The organism is Acinetobacter sp. PFS20 (assembly GCF_052261015.1).
In the GTDB taxonomy this organism is placed as follows: domain Bacteria; phylum Pseudomonadota; class Gammaproteobacteria; order Pseudomonadales; family Moraxellaceae; genus Acinetobacter.
The window spans coordinates 581,313-602,100 of sequence record NZ_JBPVZE010000001.1; the positions used below are offsets into that span (position 1 = coordinate 581,313).

Genomic DNA, 20,788 nt, shown 5'->3' on the forward strand with positions numbered 1-20,788 from the left:
CTTTCTGTCATGGTCATGATATGAGCTCTTCATCTACACCCAGTACCTTAAGCACTGAGGCAAATTCTCTTCTTTCCCGCGAATGGATTCACAAAGGGACTAAAGCCTACAAACATGCAGGATTTGCTTTATTCCTCGTAGGTTTTGCCAGTTTCTCTCTGATTTATTGTGTACAGCCACTTCTGCCAGCATTCAGCCAAAGCTTCCAAATTAGCCCTGCGAGCAGCTCTTTAGCTTTGTCATTAACGACTGCTTTTTTAGCCATTTCGATTGTGCTATCGAGCGCTTTTTCTCAGGCAATTGGTCGTCGTGGTGTTATCTTCAGCTCAATGCTGTGCGCAGCTATTCTTAATATTGTGGCTATGTTTACACCTAACTGGCACAGTTTGCTCATAGCAAGAGCATTAGAAGGTCTATTACTTGGTGGTGTACCCGCAGTGACGATGGCTTGGATTGCAGAAGAAATCGCACCTGAACACTTGGGTAAAACCATGGGGTTGTATATTGCAGGTACGGCTTTTGGTGGAATGATGGGCCGCGTCGGCATGGGTATTTTGATTGAATATTTTTCTTGGCGCACTGCTTTAGGCTTACTTGGTGCAATCTGTTTTATTTGCTCAATTGCTTTTTTGAATTTACTTCCTGCTTCGCGTAATTTCGTACAGAAAAAAGGTTTGAATTTAAATTTTCACCTGCAAATGTGGCGGACCCATTTAAGTAATTTAAAATTACTACGCCTATTTGCCATTGGTTTCTTGCTCACTAGTGTGTTTGTGACCTTGTTTAACTACGCCACTTTCCGTTTAAGCGGAGCGCCCTATTCACTAAGTCAAACTCAAATTAGCCTTATTTTCTTGTCGTATAGCTTTGGCATGGTGTCTTCATCGTTGGCAGGAACGCTAGCCGATCGCTTCGGTAAAAAAACCATGATGATGAGCGGCTTTGCCTTAATGATTGTGGGTAGCCTCATGACATTACTCAGCTCTCTTTTCGGCATTATTATCGGCATCGCCTTTATTACCACAGGTTTCTTTATTACCCACTCACTCACCAGTAGTTCCGTTGGTGCCGAAAGTAAACAAGCCAAAGCCCACGCCAGCTCCCTGTACTTGCTGTTTTACTACATGGGTTCGAGTATTGTCGGCTCAGCAGGTGGCTGGTTCTGGTTACACGGTGGATGGAGTGCGATCGTAGGCTTAACCGTTGTACTGTCGTTAATTGGAATATTTTTAGTCGTTTATACCACACACGCGAAAGCGCATTAATTTTTAAGTTAAAGGAAAATCACATGTCGAGTTTATTTGTTTATGGCACTTTAGGCCCAGGCCGTCCTAATGCACATATACTTGAAAATATTGGCGGACAATGGTCAGAAGGTTGGGTAAACGGAAGCTTGCGCAATGAAGGTTGGGGAGCAGATTTAGGCTATCCGGGAATTGTACTTGGTGAAACTACCAATCAAGTTCAAGGTTTTATTTTTAGCTCAGAACATTTAGATGCAAACTGGAAATTACTGGATGACTTTGAAGGCGAAGAATACGAAAGAGTACCTGTTCAAGTCACTTTAAATAGTGGCGAACGTGTTGATTCTTTTATTTATGTGTTAAAGTCTTAAGCTATTTCTAAAGTCCAAGCACATAAAGATTTAAAAATTGATAGAAAAAATTTAAGTGGTCATTTTTTGGCTTGTATTTTTTTTAAGAAACTGTAGAATTCATTCCACGTCGCCGACATAGCTCAGTTGGTAGAGCAACTGACTTGTAATCAGTAGGTCCACAGTTCGAATCCGTGTGTCGGCACCATCATTAAACCTCATGAATATTTGATTTATGGGGTTTTTTGTTGCCTGTAGGTTTTGAAATACTTACAGATTTATAATTATTATCAAAAAATTGAGTGTAGACCTATTGATCCACACCCTTCAAATTATTTTTCATATTTCTCTAATTCAATAACCATTTCTTTTGCTGCGGCTATAATTTTAGGCATAGCTTCTTTAGTTAGATCTTGGCCCAATTTCATGCTTTGCTCCATCACTAGAGGCATTTTGTTTATGGCTGCTTGACCAACTGGTGATTTATAAAAATTAATTAATCCATCGATTTCTTCTTGAGTGAAATTTGTCACATAAATACGAGTAAATTCAGGCTCAAGTTTTTCCCAACCCATGTCTTCTACAGTAATGGTAGAGAACTTTTTAGCAAAATTTGCCACGACCTGTTTTTGTTGTGAATTAAGGGGTTTACCTTGTTGCATTTCAACTTCAGAGATTGTTTTTGAAATCATCTGCTCAATGTACGAGTTCATTTGTTTATATAAATCTTGGGATTTTGTGACCTTCATTAATTCTTTTACAGACTCACTAGAAGCAGGCTGTGCAAAGGTTGGATGAGTGAGGCATAAACCAATAACTAAAGTAGATAATATTTTCTTCATCATAATTAATAACATATTAAGAATATTTTTTAAGGATAATAGTTGGGATAGACAATTCTTGTCAAAGGCTTTGTTTTTTGTTTTTAATAAAGACTTATTATAAACCTAATCTTAAAAATAATTTTCTAAAACAAATTTATTCTTTTAAAAGCGAAACATGATGCTGATAATTTATTAAAAAATATAAGATTAAAATAAGAAATATTAAAAAGATATGATTATAATGCGCCCCCAAATAAGGTCATATGAATAAGACCTATTTTATAAACTTTAATTCATTAAGATACCAATACGGAAAAATATGAAACTTCGTTTTATTTTACCTGCTTTATTTCTAACATTGCCTTTAACAACATATGCTCAAGACACTACATCTCAAGCTCAAATGCAAACTACTACAATGCCACCCATTTGCTTAATTGAGGGTACCCCTTCAGCAGAGCACTATAAATCTATTAAACGTATTAAAGCCGCGAAAGGAACTTATGGGGGTTTTGAAGAGGTAAAACCTAAATTAGCGATCATTGCTCGTAAATACGGTGCAGATGTGGTGATTAATTATCATCAAAGCCAAAGATTTGGTTTCTGGCCGTGGCGTATTGTACGTCCAGTACTTACAGGAACTGCGGTGAAATGGAATACGCCAGTTGATTGCACAGCCTTAGGCGGCAAACAAATTTATTAATACAAAATGAAAAAAGCCCAACATCCTGTTGGGCTTTTTTCGTATTTCGTTACTAGGTACACTTCCTGTAATACCTCACGTCCTGATGCTTAAACTTATTATTGTTGTTTTACGTTTCGGAACTTCCTGTTCCTGATGAGTTCATCATAGGCAATTCATCACGTCATAAAAAGACGCCAACTTCCCGAATGTATGTAAGAAAAAGCGTACATAGTGCTTTTAAATTCAAAACTTAATTTGCCTATATTTGAAAATAAAAAACGAAAATATGAATTTATGAAGAAGTTCAGTTCATCAATTAAATGAGAAAACGCTATAATGAACCTATTACTTTATTTCTAAAATATATTTAAAAATAACAAGGAACGAGATGTTTACTTTGCCATCAAATATTTTTCAGCCCTTAGTGATCATACTGGCATGCCTTATTTTCATTGTAAGTAAAATGCCGCAGCTAAAATATAGAAAAACTATATTATTTCTCGCTATTGGTAGCCTTACTTTAATGATTGTTTTAGGAATATTTGGCTTCTTTAATTAAGCCTTATTTCTTGCTCTTCTCTATCATTTTTTCAAAGTGTTTAAGGTTTGGGTTCAACGTATCCCAAGCGTAGGCTTGGCTCACAAACACCTCTGCTCTAGGCTGATAAAGGCTTGGGTCATCAAGCGTACCTGCACGTATTGAAATCATTTCAGGGGCAATTTCAGGTAAGCCAAAAAGCTGAGAACCACAAGTCGGGCAAAATGCTCTTTTAATAGGTCGGCCAGAAGATCCTAAAGTCTCAAAATATTTAAGTTCACCATTCACTTTCAATTCAGATTGGTGAAAAAAAGCGATGGGTGCATATGCTGAACCTGTTGCCTTCTGGCAATCTCGACAATGGCAATTAAAGCTATAACGTGGTTCTGCTTCGCTTTGATAGCTCACAGCTCCACATAAACACGATCCTTGATATTTGGCTGACATGGCTCATCCTATTTTTTTATTGCTGTGATTTGAATATAACGTACATATCCATTTTGGTAGAGTTGTTGGCATAACTTTGCAGTCATTTGAATTTTTAAATTTGCCAATCCTCGGCTTTGATTTTGTCCTTGCTGATTTTGAATATACCGCGAAAAACCGAGTAATACTTGCTCAGATAAATCTTCAATTTGAATATCGACAAAACCTTGTTGTTCCAAGGTAGTTCTTAGTTTTTTTTCAGTCGGTACAGCATCCCAAGCGACATTTGCTGCTTTGAGTAAATAACAATGCTTTTGTTCTTGTAACACGGTCATGTTTTGACATGAATCGGCACGCATTAGGTAGTGAAAACCTAATCGTCCTTTTGAATTTAAAACTGGAGCGATGGAATCTAGAAATGAATTTAAATTGCTGTGATAAGCGGCATCGATACACAACACAGCATCGAAGTGTTGTTTAAATTCAAATTGTTTTAAATTTAAAAATGAACCACAAAAAATCTGACTTATTTCAGGAATAAGCCTTTGAATTTTATTAATACACTCGGGTTGTAAGTCAACTGCATTGAGGCTTTTGGGTTGATAGTGCTGTAGCCAGTGCAACAAACTTGCACCCTGTCCGCAGCCTAAATCTAAGAGATGATCTTTTGAATTTAAATTGATAGCTTGTGCCAAATGATCTGCCAATTGGCAACAAGCTTCACGGTAGTTTTGGGTATTTTTCCAAAAACCCAAATTTGTCCAAGCAAGCTCTTCGTTATCTCCCAAACTTGATGCATCAATTGCATATTTATGAGGGATAAGCCTAGAAAGAGCTGCTCGGACTTTTATTTTCACAATTTCAGTAACCGAGCTCAGGAGCAACTTCGACCTGAGGTTTTAAACCTACAAATGGTAAAGGTGCACCTAAAATTTCAGCAATATGCATTGCAGAAGTAACTGCTGACTCTAAAATTGGCAAGCCATCACATGACCATGAACCGCAGTAAAATACTTTACGGTTTAAGTCTAAATGGCGTTGTTGCAACTCTTTATTTAGGGCAACTGTTTGTGAGTCAACGACTGCACGCGTTAAAGTCACTTTTGAAATGATTTTTTTAGGATCAATATCAGTCACTGGGCGCCAAGTCTGGAACACTGGATTTTTACCCACAAGTGATGGTTCAACCGCATTCATCCAAACTGTGAATTGCTGACGCGTAAACTTACGATCCATCATATAGCTCAGCACTGACCAGTCTTTACGACGTGGTGGCATTACTGTTGCATCTGTATGAATAACAAGATCACCTTGCTCAAAACGGAATTGCTTAAGTAAATTCATATCTTCAGCAAATTGTTCAGGGTTCAAAAACTCATCAATTTTAGACGTTGGCGTTGCCACAATCACTCGATCAAATAAGTTCTTTTCACCTTGGCTGTTTTCAACCAGTACTTTCTCACCTTGTAATTCAACGTTCTTAATCGCTGATCCGCTATGAATGTCGATACCTTTAATCAAGCTATCTACAAATGCAGGTGTACCGCCTTTCATACGCAAAAGCATGTCGCCATCGGTCAAATGACGTAAAAACTCAAGTAGGTTTTTTGCTGGCCAATCGCCAATTGTTTTTGGATTACACGTACAAATTGTATAGAGCACCGGCATAACAACGCCATGCCAGAATACTTCTTCTATATCGTTCTGATTAATAAATTCAGCGAGAGTAATATCTTGATTTTTAGATTTGAAAAACTGATGAATTGCAGTTTTTAATTGCAACATCCCTTTTACAAGACGCCAGCCATATTGCTGAATACCTTTACGATTATTGATAATCGGGAAATTACCAATACGGCTACGAGATGTGGTTAACCATGTTTCAGTACGATCTTCAAATAACCAGCTACATGACATATAAGTACGTACTGGAAAGGTTTTAATACCTAAATGAGCAGCGAGGCTGAGTGTGTTTTTCCATAAATGAGGATTCATCACACGTAGCGGTGCATCAATAATTCCACCATCGAACTCAATGCTATGGCTATCCATTCCCCGGCCAGGAAGTGCTTCAAATATCGTGATCGTATGCCCTGCATCTTTCAGAATTCTTGCTGCCGCAAGACCTGCCATTCCACTGCCAATAATTGCGATATTCAAAATGATGTCCCATTCTTTGAGAATTTTTTTGATTATCACTCATACCCCAAAAAAACACCGTATTAAAAACTACCAGATTTTTATTTTTTGCATCAATTTATATAGAAAATATTTAGCTTTTTGGCAAAGTCATTTTTTATATTTCCTTACAATCATATGGAAGCTCATAAAACCTTAAATTTTTTGAAAATTTAAAAAAAATCTTTTAAATAAAATAAGATAATTTAACTATATTTATATCATTCGTTTTACAACTATTATTTTTTGCGATATCATGACATCACAATAATGAGAAGAAAATCACATAAAACAATGCCGCAACAACAATGCCAACCATCATAAAAACAGAATATTTACAGCGAAAAAGCCCGCTATTCACATTTGATAGCGGGCTTTTTATTACTTTAAATGACGAAAAATAAGACTTAAAAGATCTAACCTTCTTGCATGATTGAACCGAATTTTCCACGATTAAAATCATCAATCGCTTCCATAATCTCGGCTTTGCTATTCATCACGAATGGACCATAACCTTCGATTGGTTCGTTAAGTGGTTGGCCAGTCAACACTAGGAATTTAGTGTCTTCTTCAGCATTTAAACTAAACTCAACGCCTTCGCGAGATAAAATCGCAACGGTTTTACCTTCAAGACGGTTGGTATCATTAATGACCACTGCACCATCTAACACAACAACAAGCGTAGTATGTCCTTCAGGCACATAAAGGGTATGTTTTTGGCCTTTAGCCAATTTACCATCCCATACATTTAATGGACTAAATGTTGTTGCTGCACCTTTTGCATCTGCATATTCACCAGCAATCACACGTAAATGACTACCATGCTCGTCTAACGCAATGTCTGGAATCTCTTTCGCTTCAATTGCTTGGTATTTTCCAGGCGTCATTTTTGAATGAGCAGGTAAATTTACCCATAATTGTACCATCTCAAAAAGACCACCATGCTCTGCAAACTCAGGAGAATGGAACTCTTCATGCAAAACGCCTGCACCCGCAGTCATCCATTGTACGTCACCTGTTTTAATGGTTCCGCCGCCGCCGCTTGAGTCTTTATGAGTCACTTCACCTTGATAAGCGATTGTCACTGTTTCAAAGCCACGGTGTGGATGCGAGCCTACACCTTGCTGTTCGGTCGTTGGTGAGAAGGTATAAGGCGCTGCATAATCGAGTAGCAAAAATGGGCTTAGGGTTTGGCCTAAACGGTCATAAGAGAATAGGTTATATACAGGGAAACCATCACCCACCCAATGCATGTGGTTATTTTGATATGCACCAAGAAATTTCTTCATCTGATCTCTCCTATATATGTAGGATTTTCTTGAACTGAGATTGATTTTACGCCTCAATAATTGCAGTTTATAGATCAGGATTAGCAACACATTATTTCATCTATGAGACAATCATAAAGTTTGAGGTACTCTTTTTAAGATCGTCCTATTTTTAAAATTCTTAATCCTATTTTTTAGACTTAATCACGACAACAAACTCAACTAGCATAATTTTAGGCACTGATGACCTACTTAATAATTTTTGATTATTTATTTTGATAACACGAGGACATAAAAAATGACTCAAGATTACGTACGTTTAGACAAGGATAATGCTGCGGTTCTTTTAGTTGACCACCAAGCAGGTTTACTTTCTTTAGTTCGAGATATCGATCCAGACAAATTTAAAAATAATGTATTAGCACTTGCAGATGCTGCGAAATATTTTAATTTACCGACTATTTTAACGACCAGTTTTGAAAATGGTCCAAACGGTCCTTTAGTTCCAGAATTAAAAGAACTTTTTCCAGATGCGCCATTTATTCCACGTCCTGGTCAAATCAATGCATGGGATAATGAAGACTTTGTAAAAGCGGTCAAAGCGACAGGTAAAAAACAACTAATTATTGCTGGTGTGGTAACTGAGGTTTGTGTGGCATTTCCTGCGTTATCTGCACTCGCAGAAGGCTTCGAAGTATTTGTGATTACTGATGCTTCTGGTACTTTCAATGAATTAACCCGTGATGCTGCTTGGGACCGTATGTCAAAAGCAGGTGCTCAGCTCATGACTTGGTTCGGTATGGCATGTGAGTTACACCGTGACTGGCGTAATGATGTAGAAGGCTTAGGTGCACTCTTCTCAAATCATATTCCTGATTATCGCAACCTGATGACCAGCTATAGTTTTAATACATCGCAAAAATAAGCTGAATTGCTAAGATTAGAGTGCCTAAGCGCTCTAATCTTAAATTTAAATGGATTGATCTGGCATTGATAAGCTCTTTTGATGATTTTTATTATTTTTATTTGGTCGTAAAACACGGCGGCTTTAGTGCGGCCAGTGAAGCTGAGAATATTAGTAAATCTAAGCTCAGCCGACGCATTATTGATCTTGAAAATAAATTTAATGTGAGCCTGATTCAAAGAACAACCCGGCATTTTAAAGTAACTGATTTAGGTCAAGAATTTTATGAGGAATGCTGCAAAGTTATTGCTCAAGTTGAATGTGCAGAAAACGTTTTGTTAAAACAAAAAAGCGAACCTCAAGGGGTAATAAAAGTAAGCTGCCCACCTTTAATGATGCATTTTCAAATTAGAAAAATTTTAAATCAGTTTTTAAAAACCTACCCTAAAGTTGAGATTGCTCTTGAGCTGACGAGCCGTCGAGTAGATATTTTGCATGATGATATCGACCTCGCCATTCGCACCAATTTCGAACCGAATGAAGATTCAAATTTAATTGTTCGTGATGTGATTAAAACTGACCATTGTCTAGTGGCTTCACCTGAATTACTACAAGGTCGCATCATCCAGCATTATTCCGAATTACAGGAATTTCCAAGTATTAGCTTAGGGACTCAAAAGCAAAATTACATTTGGCATTTATGCAATATTCGTAACGGTGAATCGGTTGATGTGCCTTATCAACCACGAATCAAAAGTAATGATTTGGCAGGTGTTTACTATGCCGTGATGGATGGTTTAGGCATTGCCGACCTTCCCTTTTTAACTGTCGAATCTGAAATTCGTAAAGGCACACTTGTTCATATTCTTCCTGACTGGAAGTCAAATATTGGCATGCTACAACTGGTTTATGTGTCTAGAAAAGGCCAACGTCTGGTTGTCGAAAAACTCATTGAAACATTGATTGATGAGCTTAGGCGTTTACCTGAAAGCCATGAAGGATATCTGCCAACGTAAATAAAAAACCGGTCATGAATGGGCATGACCGGTTTTTTGTGAAACATCACATACAGCATAACTGCATGTTTTCGTTCAGAACAAAACGAACTCGCTTTGTTCCTTACTCAGATAAGTCTACGCAGAGATATTTCATTTCGACATATTCTTCGATGCCGAATTTTGAACCTTCACGGCCTAGACCTGACTGTTTTACGCCACCAAACGGAGCAACTTCATTTGAAATCGCGCCCGTGTTAATGCCGACCATACCGTACTCAAGTGCTTCACCCACTCGCCATTGACGAGCTGTGCTTTGAGTAAATAAATAAGCAGCTAAACCAAACTCGGTATCGTTTGCCATCGCCACTGCTTCATCTTCAGTTTTAAAGCGGAATAGTGGTGCAAGCGGACCAAAAGTTTCTTCTTTAGACACTTTCATATCTTGAGTTACGCCAGTTAAAACTGTTGGCTCAAAGAATGTGCCGCCAAGTGCCGAGCGTTGACCACCAATACGAATTGTTGCGCCTTTCTCGGTTGCATCTGCAATATGAGACTGCACTTTTGCAATCGCATCTTCATCAATTAAAGGCCCTTGAGTTGAACCTTCTTGACGACCGTCACCTACTTTCAATTTAGACACGGCTTCAACTAGACGCTCTGCCAATGCATCGTAAATACCATCTTGAACATAAATACGGTTAGCACAAACACAAGTCTGACCGCTGTTGCGATATTTACTTGCCATAATGCCCTGAACTGCTTGTTCAAGATTAGCATCGTCAAATACCACAACTGGTGCATTACCACCGAGTTCAAGTGAAAGCTTTTTAATCGTTGGCGCACATTGTTGCATCAAGATACGACCAACTTGCGTTGAACCTGTGAAGCTTAACTTACGAACAATATCGCTTTCGCATAGTTTTTTACCCACTTCAACCGCATCACCACTAATGTTAATTAAAACATCTGCTGGTAAGCCTGCCTGTAACGCCAAAACTTCAAGTGCATAGGCAGTTAACGGCGTTTGCTCTGCTGGTTTAACCAACATTGAACAACCTGCAGCAATGGCTGGACCTGCTTTACGCGTAATCATCGCAGCTGGAAAGTTCCACGGCGTGATTGCAGCTGTAACACCAATCGCTTGTTTAATCACGAGCAGACGTTGGTTTGGCAACGTAGGTGTTAAGACTTCACCATCAATACGGCGAGCTTGCTCGGCAAACCAGCGGATGAATGAGGCTGCATAACCAATTTCACCACGTGCTTCTGCCAATGGTTTACCTTGCTCAGCTGTTAAGATTTGAGCCAGATTTTCTTTGTGCTCAAGCATGAGGTTGTACCATGCCAATAACACATCAGCACGTGCCAAAGCAGTTTGCTTTTTCCAAGCAGCTTGCGCTTTTGCTGAACGGTTAATTGCGGCTTCAACTCCTGCACGGTCATAGGTTTTTACCCATGCCAAAGTTTCACCTGTAGCAGCATCATTAACTTCGATATAGTCATTTGATGCAGGTGCTTCTAATGAAATATCAGGATGTTTTAATAAATACTGCAAATTATTTTGAATCATGCAGATTGCTCCATCGCTTTTGCACTACCTGCTTTCAGTGTCGCAAAACCTTGTTTCAAGATATCAAGACCTTGACGGAATTGCTCAGCAGGAATGGTTAAAGGATATAAGAAACGAATTACATTACCGTATTTACCACAAGTAAGAAGTAACAACCCGTTTTCCATTGCATAGTTTTGTACAACTTTTGCTTGTTCAGCTGTTTCAAGTTCTACTGCAACCATTGAACCTAATGCACGAATATCAGTTACCACGTCGCCTGTTGCTTGTTGAATATCTTTAAGTGCAACAACTAACTCAGCACCTAATTCATTTGCACGGTCACACAAGTTTTCTTCTTCAATCGCATCAATCACTGCGTGCGCAGCAGCAACCGCAATCGGACTACCTGCGTAAGTACCACCTAGTCCACCTGGATTTGGTGCATCCATTACTTCTGCACGGCCAACAACACCTGAAATTGGGAAACCGCCGCCCAAGCTTTTCGCCATCGTGATGAGGTCTGCTTTAGTCTCGTAATAGTTCATTGCAAACAATTTACCAGTACGGGCAAAACCTGATTGCACTTCGTCAGCAACTAATAAAATGCCGTGCTTGTCGCAAATTGAACGTAAACGTTTTAAGAACTCGGCTGGTACAACATGAAAACCACCTTCACCTTGGACTGGCTCAAGCACAATTGCTGCAACATCATGTGGTGCAATATCTTCACTGAAAATATCTTCAACGCTTTCAATTGCCGCGTCTACTGAAATACCTTTAGCAGGCACAGGGTAACGTGCGTGGAACACACCCGCTGGCATTACACCGAAATCACGTTTGTAAGGCGCTGTTTTACCCGTCATTGCCATGGTCATGAATGAACGACCGTGGAAACCATTACCGAAAGTAATAATGCCGTGACGACCTGTATAACAACGAGCAATCTTCACAGCATTTTCAACTGCTTCTGCACCTGTTGTGAAAAAAGCTGACTTAGCAGGACCAGCAATTGGCGCACGCTCATTAATACGCTCAGCTAAAGCCACGTAGCTTTCATAAGGTGTTACTTGATAGGCAGTATGCGTAAATTTAGTGAGTTGTTCTGTCACCGCTGCAATGACTTTAGGGTGGCGATGGCCTGTATTTAAAACCGCGATACCACCAGCAAAGTCGATAAATTGGTTGCCTTCCTTGTCCCAAAGCGTCGCGTTTTCAGCTTTTTCCGCATACCACTGGCACATCACGCCTACACCACGTGGAGTTGCTTGCTGTTTACGTGCGTTAAGTGCAGAATGTTGATTATCCATTTGATTCCCTCATATTTTCATCATCAGTTGCAGCTTTGGTTTTTTGCATCCTGTGCTTAATTTTCAGGGTGCTTTACAACGACTGCCTATGCATGTAATTTCGCTCGTCTGGCGGCAACTGACGAGAGCCATTTTTTAACTGTAGGAGAGAGCCAATTGCGTAGTTTACTTGGAGATCATTTATTACAACGGCTCCAACAGGACACCGAAGGTAAACTACATCAGCGCCTTTTCCGTTGTCTGCGTGGTGCCATTATTGATGGTGTCATTCAGCCTAAAACTCGCTTGCCCGCTTCACGTGACTTAGCCAGTGAAATTCATGTTTCGAGAAATACTGTTCTTACTGCCTATGAACAGCTACAGGCTGAAGGCTATTTAGAGGCTCGTACGGGACACGGCACATGGGTTGCCGAGAAACTACCAGAGAGTTTTTTAAATACACAAAATAAGAAAAAAGTAGTTTCAAGTCCGAAAGTTCAAAACTCTTATGCGCTCTCAAATCGTGGCTCAAACTTATTAGGCTATGCCGCAGCCTCGCCACACCAATGGGGAGCTTTCGTGCCGGGAGCACCCGATGTTACCGAGTTTCCACATCATATTTTTAGTCGTATTCAGGCCCGCTTGAGCCGAGAGCCTGACATTAACCGTTTAATTTACAGCAATGCTGGTGGCTGTATTGAGCTTCGAAGTGCGTTGGCAGATTACTTACGCGTTGCACGTTCAGTTCAGTGTGATGCTGACCAGATTATTATTACCGAAGGTATTCATCAAGCGATTGACTTAGTTTCGCGTGCGCTTAGTGATATTGGTGATCGCGTCTGGATTGAAGATCCGGGCTATTGGGGAATGCGCAACACTTTACGTATTAATGGCGTAGATATTCAACCCATGCCAGTCGATGCCGAAGGCATTATTCCCGAAGAAAATCCGGTTAAACCACCTAAATTAATTTTTGTCACGCCATCACACCAATATCCACTGGGTTCACATTTAAGCCTAGATCGCCGACGCAAATTGATTGAAATTGCACGCCAACATAATAGCTGGATTGTAGAAGATGATTACGACAGTGAGTTCCGTTTCTCAGGCCAACCGTATCCGTCATTACAAGGCTTAGAAAATGATGCACCTGTGCTGTACATGGGCACGTTTAGTAAAACCATTTATCCATCTTTAAGAATTGGGTATCTAGTGGTGCCTAAACCACTCTTTTCACCGCTACGCATTGTGGCAGCCGAACTCTATCGTGGCGGACATTTACTCGAACAAAAAGCCCTAGCCGAATTTATTCGTGAAGGCCATTACGAAGCGCATATTCGTCGTATGCGTTTACTTTATGGAAAGAGACGCGATTATTTAGTCAGTCTGATTAAACGCTATCTTGGCCCCGAATTTATTCATGAATATGACGAAGCAGCAGGATTACACTTAGTTTTAAAACTACCAAACTCTTGCGATGATGTCGCGATTGCAGCCATGGCACTTGAACGTGGTGTCAAAGTTCGCCCCCTTTCACAGTACTACATGCAATCACACGCACACGCTGAGCGCGGACTACTGATGGGATTTGCCTGTGTAAATGAAAAAGACATGGTGATGGCTTTCGGTGTGTTGCTCCAGTGCTTACGTGAAGCAGGTGTACCTACGCTGAATTAGCTATTCTCTCGTACTAAGCCAAACAAAAAGAGCCTCATTGTGAGGCTCTTTTTTATTTAAAAATGACTAAACTAATTTCTCTTCTTGAGTATGAGTGAGATGGGTTGTTCTACGGTCTTTACCCCACCCCAGTTTTTCCGACAATATTCCAAAAAACACAATAATGCCGAACAATGCTGTGGTGTAAATCACTTCTTTAAAGTATGTGCCTTCAATCAACATGGTAAGAATTGCACCAATAATTGCAAAGATCACTACATAAGTTAAGTAAGGAAACATCCACATTTTAAAGTCAATTTTTACGCCTTCAGCTTCTAACTTTTTACGCATACGAAGCTGAGAATAAGCAATGGTCAGGTACACATACAGTGTTGCCGCACCTGTAGTGAGCATGAAAAAGTCGTAAACATCCATACTCTTAGTTGCAGTTAAAATCACGGCAATCACAGAGAAGAAACATGACACAATCACACCTACCCACGGACTGCTTTTACTGTTCACAGAGCCAAAACTTTTCGGTGCGTCACCACGTTTAGCTAAAGAGAACAGCATACGTGAACACGTATAAAGTGCTGAGTTAAAGCAACTACATACCGACGTTAGAACCACAAAATTTACGATATGACGTGCCCCCGGAATACCAAGAGCAGACAAAGTCACACTATAGGTTCCCCAAGTTGAATCTTTCAAAAGTTCATTGTTATGAGGAATGAGACATACCGCCACAAACATTGAACCCACATAGAATAAAATAATTCGCCAAACCACTGAGTTCGATGCTTTACGAATTTCTTTAGATGGATTTGCCGATTCTGCTGCCGCTACAGTGACAATTTCAGCGCCAATATAAGCAAACATGACCCCAAGTAAAGCGGTAATAACTGATGAACCACCATTAGGCATAAAGCCTTGAGAGGTTAAATTACTAATACCAGAAGCAGCTGGATTGCCCCAAGGCCATAAATGCATGATGGCTAAACTACCAATCACCAAGAAGATCACAATCGCGATGACTTTGATGAGTGCAAACCAGAACTCAAATTCGCCATAGTTCTTCACGTTTTGTAAATTGACTGCGACTAAGGCACCAATCACGACAACCATATAGGCCCAGATAGGTATAAATGGGAACCAATTATTTAAAATTTTACCTGCCACATAGGCTTCCCAACCCATGAGCATTGCGAGCGTACACCAGTACAACCAGCCAATTGAGAAACCTGCCCAACGGCCAATCGCACGGTCAGCATATGTTGAAAAAGAGCCACTATCAGGGTTTAAAACGGCCATCTCGCCTAACATACGCATGATGAACCAAACGAGTAGACCACCTAAAGCGTAAGTTAGAAAAACTACAGGTCCCGTATTGTAAATAATACTGCCCGAGCCTACGAATAAAGAGCCACCAATTACCCCTGCAATCGAGATCATCGTTAAGTGGCGTGATTTGAGTCCATGTTTTAAACTTTGGGAGTGATTGGCTTCAGAACCATTTTGATGAGCTGCCATATCATTTTCCTTAATATATGGAGGATATCGGCTAGTCTCGGAAATCCTCCGAAGCCAAAAAATATCCCCTAAAAATTTAGCCGTTCTGCCCAATTCCTAAAACAGAAAAATCACTGAGCTTATCCGGCGCTTCCGTATGCATACTTCCAATGGCTTTAATTTGTCGTTTCGGCAGTCAAGAAACGAGAGCCATTTTTGGAATAAAAGAGAGAGCCAATTGCAAAATTTATACGCAAAATTGGCTCTTTTTGTCTGAAATGCTGGTAAATGGTTTTAAGTTTTTATTCTGAAAATAATTAAGTTTTACTTTAATAAGATTGGAATTTTTTAGTTTTGCTCAGAGATTAATAACGCTTTTGTACCTGTTTCCAAGGCTCTAAATATATGCTTTTGATCGGCAGGGTAACAAATATAGTCTCCGACACCTAGCTCAACAGCTTCATCAATTAAGCCTACTAAAGCTTTACCTTCGACCACAATAATGTGCTCCACAGAACCAACAGGATGAGGTTCTGAAAGACGGTCTTCGCCCGGCTCAACAATCAATAAATACACATCTCGGCGCGCATGCGGTGGACAAGTCGCTAGCAAAATTGCTTTGTAATTGGCAATCTCTGAACTCACTGTTGGTCCATCGCCACAGCGAATGACTTGTACCTGATTGCTCGGTTCTTCCATCAAACGTGCAAATGGAATATTCAGTGCCACACAAAGTGCCCATAGCGTTTCAATGCTTGGGTTACCTTGACCAGCCTCTAATTGAGAAAGTGTAGACTTTGCAACGCCTGCACGACGGGCAACCTCTGCCAAAGAAAGCCCTGCTCTTTGACGTTCACGATTTAAACCTTTGGCAATAATTTCAATTGGCTGAGACATTCACCACATCCGTTCTATAAAAAAAACGATCGTTCGTTTTGACAAAACAATCAGACTTATTCATTATAATGGAAAATCGTTCGTTATATCATGCTATGTCCACATACGCTCTCATTAAGAAACTTAGTAAAGACACCACCCGCTCGATTTTCTTTGTTTGTCTGGCAACCAGTGTTGTTGGTATGTCTTTAGGTTCACTCGCCGCAAGCTATGGCTTAGCGCTCTGGATCCCACTTTGCCTATCCATATTTGTGCTCGCAGGAACTGCTGAATTTATTTTTATTGGATTCTTGGCTGTAGGTGGTAGCCCAATTGCTGCTGCGGTTGCAGGACTACTCGTCAATTTAAGACATTTGCCTTTTGGCATTGCGGTCAATGAATTAATCAGAGGTAAATTCTCTCAATATTTCGGTGCTTATATCATGAACGATGAAAGCGTTTTGTTTGGCATGGCACAGCCCGATTTCGAGACAAAAAAAGCCGCTTACTGGCTATGTGGTATAGGCATCATGCTGACTTGGCCACTCGGTGTCACTGCGGGTTATTTTATTGGAAGTGCCATTCCAGACCCAAAAACGTTCGGTCTAGATGCCATTTTCCCTGCCATTTTAATTGCACTTACTTTTAATGCTTTAAAAAACAAATCTACTCGAAAAGCTGCATTTGCCGGATCAACTTTGGCACTGATGACTACACCTTTTTTGGCCTCAGGACTTCCAATTCTGATTTCACTTTTTGGCTTAATATTTGGTAGAAAAAAATGAATCAACAATTACTCATTATTTTAGGAATAGGCTTACTAGCACTTGGAACATATGGGATTCGTTTTGCTGGCTTTCACTTGGGTGCCAAGTTTACTTTTTCTGAAAAATATCAAGTTTTACTTTCAAACGGCGCAACTGTTTTGCTCTGTGCCATTGCGGTCACGACGACATTTTTTGAAGGCCAAGATTTCGCAGGTTTCGCACGTATATTCGGCGTTGGGCTAGCACTTCTCTTAGTTTGGAAAAAAGTACCACTTTTATTGGTGATTTGCTTAGCAGCCGCTGGTACGGCTCTAATACGTTTACTCGGAATTGAGTAATAAAAAAGGCGAGATAAACTCGCCTTTTTTTAAAATTTTGTTTAGAACGGTAAATCGTCGTCTAAATCAGCCGGTGCAGATGCAGGCTGTTGTGGTGCTTTAGGAGCAAAGCCACCACCTTGTGGGCTGTTGCCACCATTACCGAAACCACCTTGGCTACCATAACCACCGCCATTGTTTTGACCGTAGCCGCCACCTTGGTTGTTATTATTTTGATAACCGCCACCTTGTTGAGGTGCGTTAAAACGTGGTTGGTTAAAATCATTACCGCCAGCAAAACCTTGTTCGCCTTGTTGACGACCATCTAACATTTGCATCTGTTCGCCACGAATTTCTGTTGTATAGCGCTCTTGGCCATTTTGATCAGTCCACTGACGTGTGCGTAATGAACCTTCAATATAAACCTTAGAACCTTTACGTAGGAACTGCTGAGCAATTTCACCTAAACGGTTATGCAAAACAATACGGTGCCATTCAGTTTGTTCTTTACGCTCACCTGAAGTTTTATCGGTCCAAGCTTCACTTGTCGCGATTGAAAATTGAGTCAGCGAGCCCCCATTTGGAAAAGTTTTTGTTTCAGGATCACGGCCCAAAGTACCAACCAAAATAACCTTATTTACACCACGCATTAGCTGTCTTCATCCTATTCATTTCTATGTTTTACTTTATAAGAGTTATGCTTAAATGGCTACCTCTTTACCGAACAACTGCGTTAAATCACGTCGCGCAGCCTCATCAAGAGTCTGTTTATCGACTTTAATATAAGCAACTTGCTGGTCAGGCATCACCACAACTTCTTCTATACCACGAATTGCCAATAGCTGTGTGGTCCACTCATTCACCTGTTGCACTTGCGGTAATGGCAACACAATCGATGACAAATACCGCGGCTGAGCTAAACCAAAACTAATTAGCAACCATATTATAGCAATCCCTGTTAAGACACTCCATCCAATCGCAGTATTATGTAACATCAATAATTGACCACCTAGTGTGCCGCCAAAAAAAGCACCTAAAAACTGGCTACTGGCATTTACACCCATAGCAGTTGCTTTTGATTGAATTGGCGCACATTTTGATAACCAAGATGGCAATAAAGCTTCCATCACATTAAAGGCAATGAAGAAAATACCTAATCCTGCGAGTAATACATATTTTGATTGATAACCAAATATAAGCAGCAGCAAACCTGCAATAATGCCTGTAATTGCCGTTAAGAAAATGCCTCGCATTTTGCGATATTTTTCAGCCACGATAATGCTTGGAAATGCAAAAAACAGACTAATCACCAACAGTGGTAAATACACCAAACCGTGGCTCGCCAAAGGAATATGCGCAAACTCGATCAGCTGTGAAGGCACATAAATAAACATGGCTGTCAGCAATAAATGCAATGCAAAAACCGAAACGTGTAAACGGTTTAAATCACCCATTTGAATGACTTGCTTAAGCTGCGCTAAGTAGCCTTGCTGATAATTACGATGATGACGAGTTACTTTAGGTACAAGCAATAACATCAAAATCGCGATTAAACCCATAATGGTCGTGACAAAGAACAAACCAGAAATGCCGACAAGACTTGTGAGCCAAGGCCCCAGACTAAATGCCACCACAAAAGACAGACCAATACTCATGCCCATCGCGGCCATGGCTTTAGTACGTTGCTCTTCGCGCGTCACATCGGCAAGAAGCGCCATCACGACTGCTGAAACTGCACCCGCACCTGCAATGGCACGGCCAATAATCACGCCATAAATCGTGTCAGATAAACCCGCAATTGCACCGCCAATTGCAAACAGCAATAAGCCAAGTACCACAAGAGGTTTACGACTAAAACGGTCAGCCAGTAAGCTAAAAGGAATTTGCAAAATAGCCTGACTTAAACCATAGACACCCACAGCCAAACCAATGAGTGCTGGAGTTGCATATTGATATGACTGCCCGACTACAGAAAAGACAGGAATAATCATGAACAAACCCAACATACGTAGCGCAAAAATACTACTTAAGGCAAAAGTTGAGCGACGTTCCAAAGCATTCATCATATCAATACACGTTTATCAAACTAGGCAAATTATAAGCCGATTCGTTTCTAAAAATACGGGACACTTTATTTAAATTAACGATTTCAGCTTAAAAAAATAAAGAGGCATTCAGCCTCTTTATTCTATCGAACTTTACTGAAAATTAGCTTAAGGCGACTGTTGCTCGCGCTTCGAATATTGAATTGAAGCAATAACAGCCCACACAATAAACGCTACACCAATTAAACCAGTGACAACTTCAGGTACATGTACACCTGTACCACTTGCAATCATAATGAATGCTAAAGCACCAATTGCGTAATGCGCACCATGCTCTAAGAACACATAAGCATCTAGCGTGCCTTTTTCAACAAGATAAACAGTCATCGAACGGACAAAAATAGCGCCGATTGCAAGACCGAGCATAATTACAACAACGTCGCTGGTAATTGCAAAAGCACCGATCACACCGTCAAAACTGAATGATGCATCTAATACTTCAAGATATAAGAAACCACCGATACCCGCTTTCACCACACCCGACGCAGCACCTGAGCCATCTTGTAATACAGCATTACCATTTTCATCAATTTCAGGCTCACCACCTAACAAATGACTTAATACTTCAACGCCAATGTAAACCACAATGCCCCAAATACCGGCCATGGTCACTGCTAAACGTTGGTGGTCATCTACATAACCTGCCATCACAATTAAAGCGATCAAAGCAATAAAAACAGACATTGCAGGTACGCTAGCTAAACTTGAAAGTTTAGTTTCAAGCCATCTAAACCAATGCGTTTCTTTCTCATCATCAAAGAAGAAGTTTAAGAAAACCAATAATAAGAATGTTCCACCAAACGCTGAAATTTCAGCGTGGTGTGCCATTAAGCGTTCAGAATAAGTTTTCGGATCATTGAGTGCCAATTTTGCCACTTCAATAACACCCATATCAGCAGTTACAGCAACAATCACGACAGGGAAAATCAGACGCATACCAAAAACGGCGATTAAAATACCGACCGTTAAAAAGATCATTTTCCAGAACGGATCCCAATTACGTAGAACCGATGCATTCACGACAGCATTGTCAAAAGATAAAGAGACCTCCATTACCGCTAAAATCGCTGTAATTGTTAAAGCTTTAAGCATGGTAGACACGCCAGCTTCAGGTCCATGGGTAAAACCCCAATACGCGGATAGTGCTAAACACACCACCGTAAAAAATATCGAAAATCGGAAATGCTTCATGGATCAGACCTATACCAAGAACTAAATTTAATCTTTCTTAAAACCGCGGCTATTATATCGATAATTAACCACAAAACGATGTTGTTTTGTGCCGTTATTCCAGTTACTTTATCT

General features: G+C 40.2%; 20 protein-coding genes and 1 tRNA gene. 9 read left to right on the plus strand and 12 right to left on the minus strand.

Features of this window, described 5'->3' with window-relative positions:
• Positions 1–20 precede the first annotated feature (20 nt).
• From sxtP to ACS125_RS02840, 3 genes are all read left to right on the plus strand, one after another.
• Positions 21–1,265: a multidrug efflux MFS transporter SxtP gene (sxtP, locus tag ACS125_RS02830; RefSeq protein WP_443270422.1), complete on the plus strand. Its 1,245-nt coding sequence runs from the start codon at positions 21–23 to the stop codon at positions 1,263–1,265.
• A gap of 23 nt (positions 1,266–1,288) precedes the next feature.
• Positions 1,289–1,615 carry a gamma-glutamylcyclotransferase family protein gene (locus ACS125_RS02835; RefSeq protein ID WP_443270424.1) on the plus strand — a complete coding sequence of 109 codons (327 nt, stop codon included), beginning with the start codon at positions 1,289–1,291 and terminating at the stop codon, positions 1,613–1,615.
• 111 nt (positions 1,616–1,726) lie between these two features.
• Positions 1,727–1,802 (plus strand) — tRNA-Thr (locus ACS125_RS02840).
• A 124-nt stretch (positions 1,803–1,926) separates the two neighbouring features.
• On the opposite strand, the gene ACS125_RS02845 is transcribed toward ACS125_RS02840, so the two are convergent.
• On the minus strand, positions 1,927–2,439 hold the full coding sequence (locus ACS125_RS02845) for a DUF2059 domain-containing protein (RefSeq protein WP_238612250.1): 513 nt from the start codon (positions 2,437–2,439) through the stop codon (positions 1,927–1,929).
• Between the two features lie 298 nt (positions 2,440–2,737).
• On the opposite strand from ACS125_RS02845, the gene ACS125_RS02850 reads away from it, so the two are divergent.
• Positions 2,738–3,121: a hypothetical protein gene (locus ACS125_RS02850; protein WP_238612251.1), complete on the plus strand. Its 384-nt coding sequence runs from the start codon at positions 2,738–2,740 to the stop codon at positions 3,119–3,121.
• Positions 3,122–3,665: 544 nt separating this feature from the next.
• Here ACS125_RS02850 and ACS125_RS02855 read toward each other — a convergent pair.
• The 4 genes from ACS125_RS02855 to ACS125_RS02870 form a co-directional block, all read right to left on the minus strand.
• Positions 3,666–4,088, minus strand: coding sequence for a GFA family protein (locus ACS125_RS02855; protein ID WP_004789959.1), 423 nt, complete (start codon positions 4,086–4,088; stop codon positions 3,666–3,668).
• Between the two features lie 8 nt (positions 4,089–4,096).
• Complete coding sequence (locus tag ACS125_RS02860) at positions 4,097–4,924, minus strand: SAM-dependent methyltransferase (RefSeq protein ID WP_034596094.1); 828 nt, start codon at positions 4,922–4,924, stop codon at positions 4,097–4,099.
• A gap of 4 nt (positions 4,925–4,928) precedes the next feature.
• Positions 4,929–6,227, minus strand: a complete 1,299-nt coding sequence (locus tag ACS125_RS02865; protein ID WP_004789961.1) for an FAD-dependent oxidoreductase — start codon at positions 6,225–6,227, stop codon at positions 4,929–4,931.
• Between the two features lie 434 nt (positions 6,228–6,661).
• Entirely contained in the window at positions 6,662–7,534 is an 873-nt protein-coding gene (locus ACS125_RS02870; protein WP_443270427.1) for a pirin family protein, read from the minus strand.
• 277 nt (positions 7,535–7,811) lie between these two features.
• Between ACS125_RS02870 and ycaC the strand changes: the two genes are divergently transcribed.
• Positions 7,812–8,438: an isochorismate family cysteine hydrolase YcaC gene (gene ycaC, locus ACS125_RS02875; RefSeq protein WP_443270429.1), complete on the plus strand. Its 627-nt coding sequence runs from the start codon at positions 7,812–7,814 to the stop codon at positions 8,436–8,438.
• Between the two features lie 20 nt (positions 8,439–8,458).
• Positions 8,459–9,433, plus strand: coding sequence for a LysR substrate-binding domain-containing protein (locus ACS125_RS02880; RefSeq protein WP_443270431.1), 975 nt, complete (start codon positions 8,459–8,461; stop codon positions 9,431–9,433).
• Positions 9,434–9,536: 103 nt separating this feature from the next.
• Here ACS125_RS02880 and ACS125_RS02885 read toward each other — a convergent pair whose 3' ends face one another.
• Both ACS125_RS02885 and gabT read right to left on the minus strand, forming a co-directional pair.
• Positions 9,537–10,985: an NAD-dependent succinate-semialdehyde dehydrogenase gene (locus ACS125_RS02885; protein ID WP_443270433.1), complete on the minus strand. Its 1,449-nt coding sequence runs from the start codon at positions 10,983–10,985 to the stop codon at positions 9,537–9,539.
• A complete protein-coding gene (gene gabT / locus ACS125_RS02890; protein ID WP_443270435.1) occupies positions 10,982–12,274 on the minus strand; it encodes a 4-aminobutyrate--2-oxoglutarate transaminase in 1,293 nt (430 codons plus the stop codon). Before gabT ends, ACS125_RS02885 begins: the two co-directional genes overlap by 4 nt.
• 156 nt (positions 12,275–12,430) lie before the next feature.
• Here gabT and pdxR point away from each other — a divergent pair, with 156 nt between their 5' ends.
• Positions 12,431–13,930 carry a MocR-like pyridoxine biosynthesis transcription factor PdxR gene (pdxR, locus tag ACS125_RS02895; protein ID WP_238612255.1) on the plus strand — a complete coding sequence of 500 codons (1,500 nt, stop codon included), beginning with the start codon at positions 12,431–12,433 and terminating at the stop codon, positions 13,928–13,930.
• A gap of 66 nt (positions 13,931–13,996) precedes the next feature.
• Here pdxR and ACS125_RS02900 read toward each other — a convergent pair whose 3' ends face one another.
• Both ACS125_RS02900 and ACS125_RS02905 read right to left on the minus strand, forming a co-directional pair.
• Positions 13,997–15,439 carry an amino acid permease gene (locus ACS125_RS02900; protein ID WP_151744140.1) on the minus strand — a complete coding sequence of 481 codons (1,443 nt, stop codon included), beginning with the start codon at positions 15,437–15,439 and terminating at the stop codon, positions 13,997–13,999.
• Between the two features lie 327 nt (positions 15,440–15,766).
• Positions 15,767–16,315, minus strand: a complete 549-nt coding sequence (locus ACS125_RS02905) for a helix-turn-helix domain-containing protein (RefSeq protein ID WP_004789974.1) — start codon at positions 16,313–16,315, stop codon at positions 15,767–15,769.
• Positions 16,316–16,383: 68 nt separating this feature from the next.
• Here ACS125_RS02905 and ACS125_RS02910 point away from each other — a divergent pair, with 68 nt between their 5' ends.
• Together ACS125_RS02910 and ACS125_RS02915 are read left to right on the plus strand one after the other, a co-directional pair.
• Complete coding sequence (locus ACS125_RS02910) at positions 16,384–17,079, plus strand: AzlC family ABC transporter permease (protein ID WP_443270438.1); 696 nt, start codon at positions 16,384–16,386, stop codon at positions 17,077–17,079.
• Positions 17,076–17,399, plus strand: coding sequence for an AzlD domain-containing protein (locus ACS125_RS02915; protein ID WP_004789977.1), 324 nt, complete (start codon positions 17,076–17,078; stop codon positions 17,397–17,399). The genes ACS125_RS02910 and ACS125_RS02915 overlap by 4 nt, the downstream gene beginning before the upstream one ends.
• Positions 17,400–17,440: 41 nt before the next feature.
• Here ACS125_RS02915 and ssb read toward each other — a convergent pair whose 3' ends face one another.
• The 3 genes from ssb to ACS125_RS02930 all read right to left on the minus strand — a co-directional run bounded on the left by ssb (position 17,441) and on the right by ACS125_RS02930 (position 20,674).
• A complete protein-coding gene (ssb, locus tag ACS125_RS02920) occupies positions 17,441–18,028 on the minus strand; it encodes a single-stranded DNA-binding protein (RefSeq protein WP_443270441.1) in 588 nt (195 codons plus the stop codon).
• 51 nt (positions 18,029–18,079) lie between these two features.
• Positions 18,080–19,444, minus strand: coding sequence for an MFS transporter (locus ACS125_RS02925; RefSeq protein WP_004789981.1), 1,365 nt, complete (start codon positions 19,442–19,444; stop codon positions 18,080–18,082).
• Positions 19,445–19,591: 147 nt separating this feature from the next.
• Positions 19,592–20,674 (minus strand): DUF475 domain-containing protein, encoded by a 1,083-nt coding sequence (locus tag ACS125_RS02930; RefSeq protein ID WP_004789983.1) that lies wholly within the window; start codon positions 20,672–20,674, stop codon positions 19,592–19,594.
• Positions 20,675–20,788 lie beyond the last annotated feature (114 nt).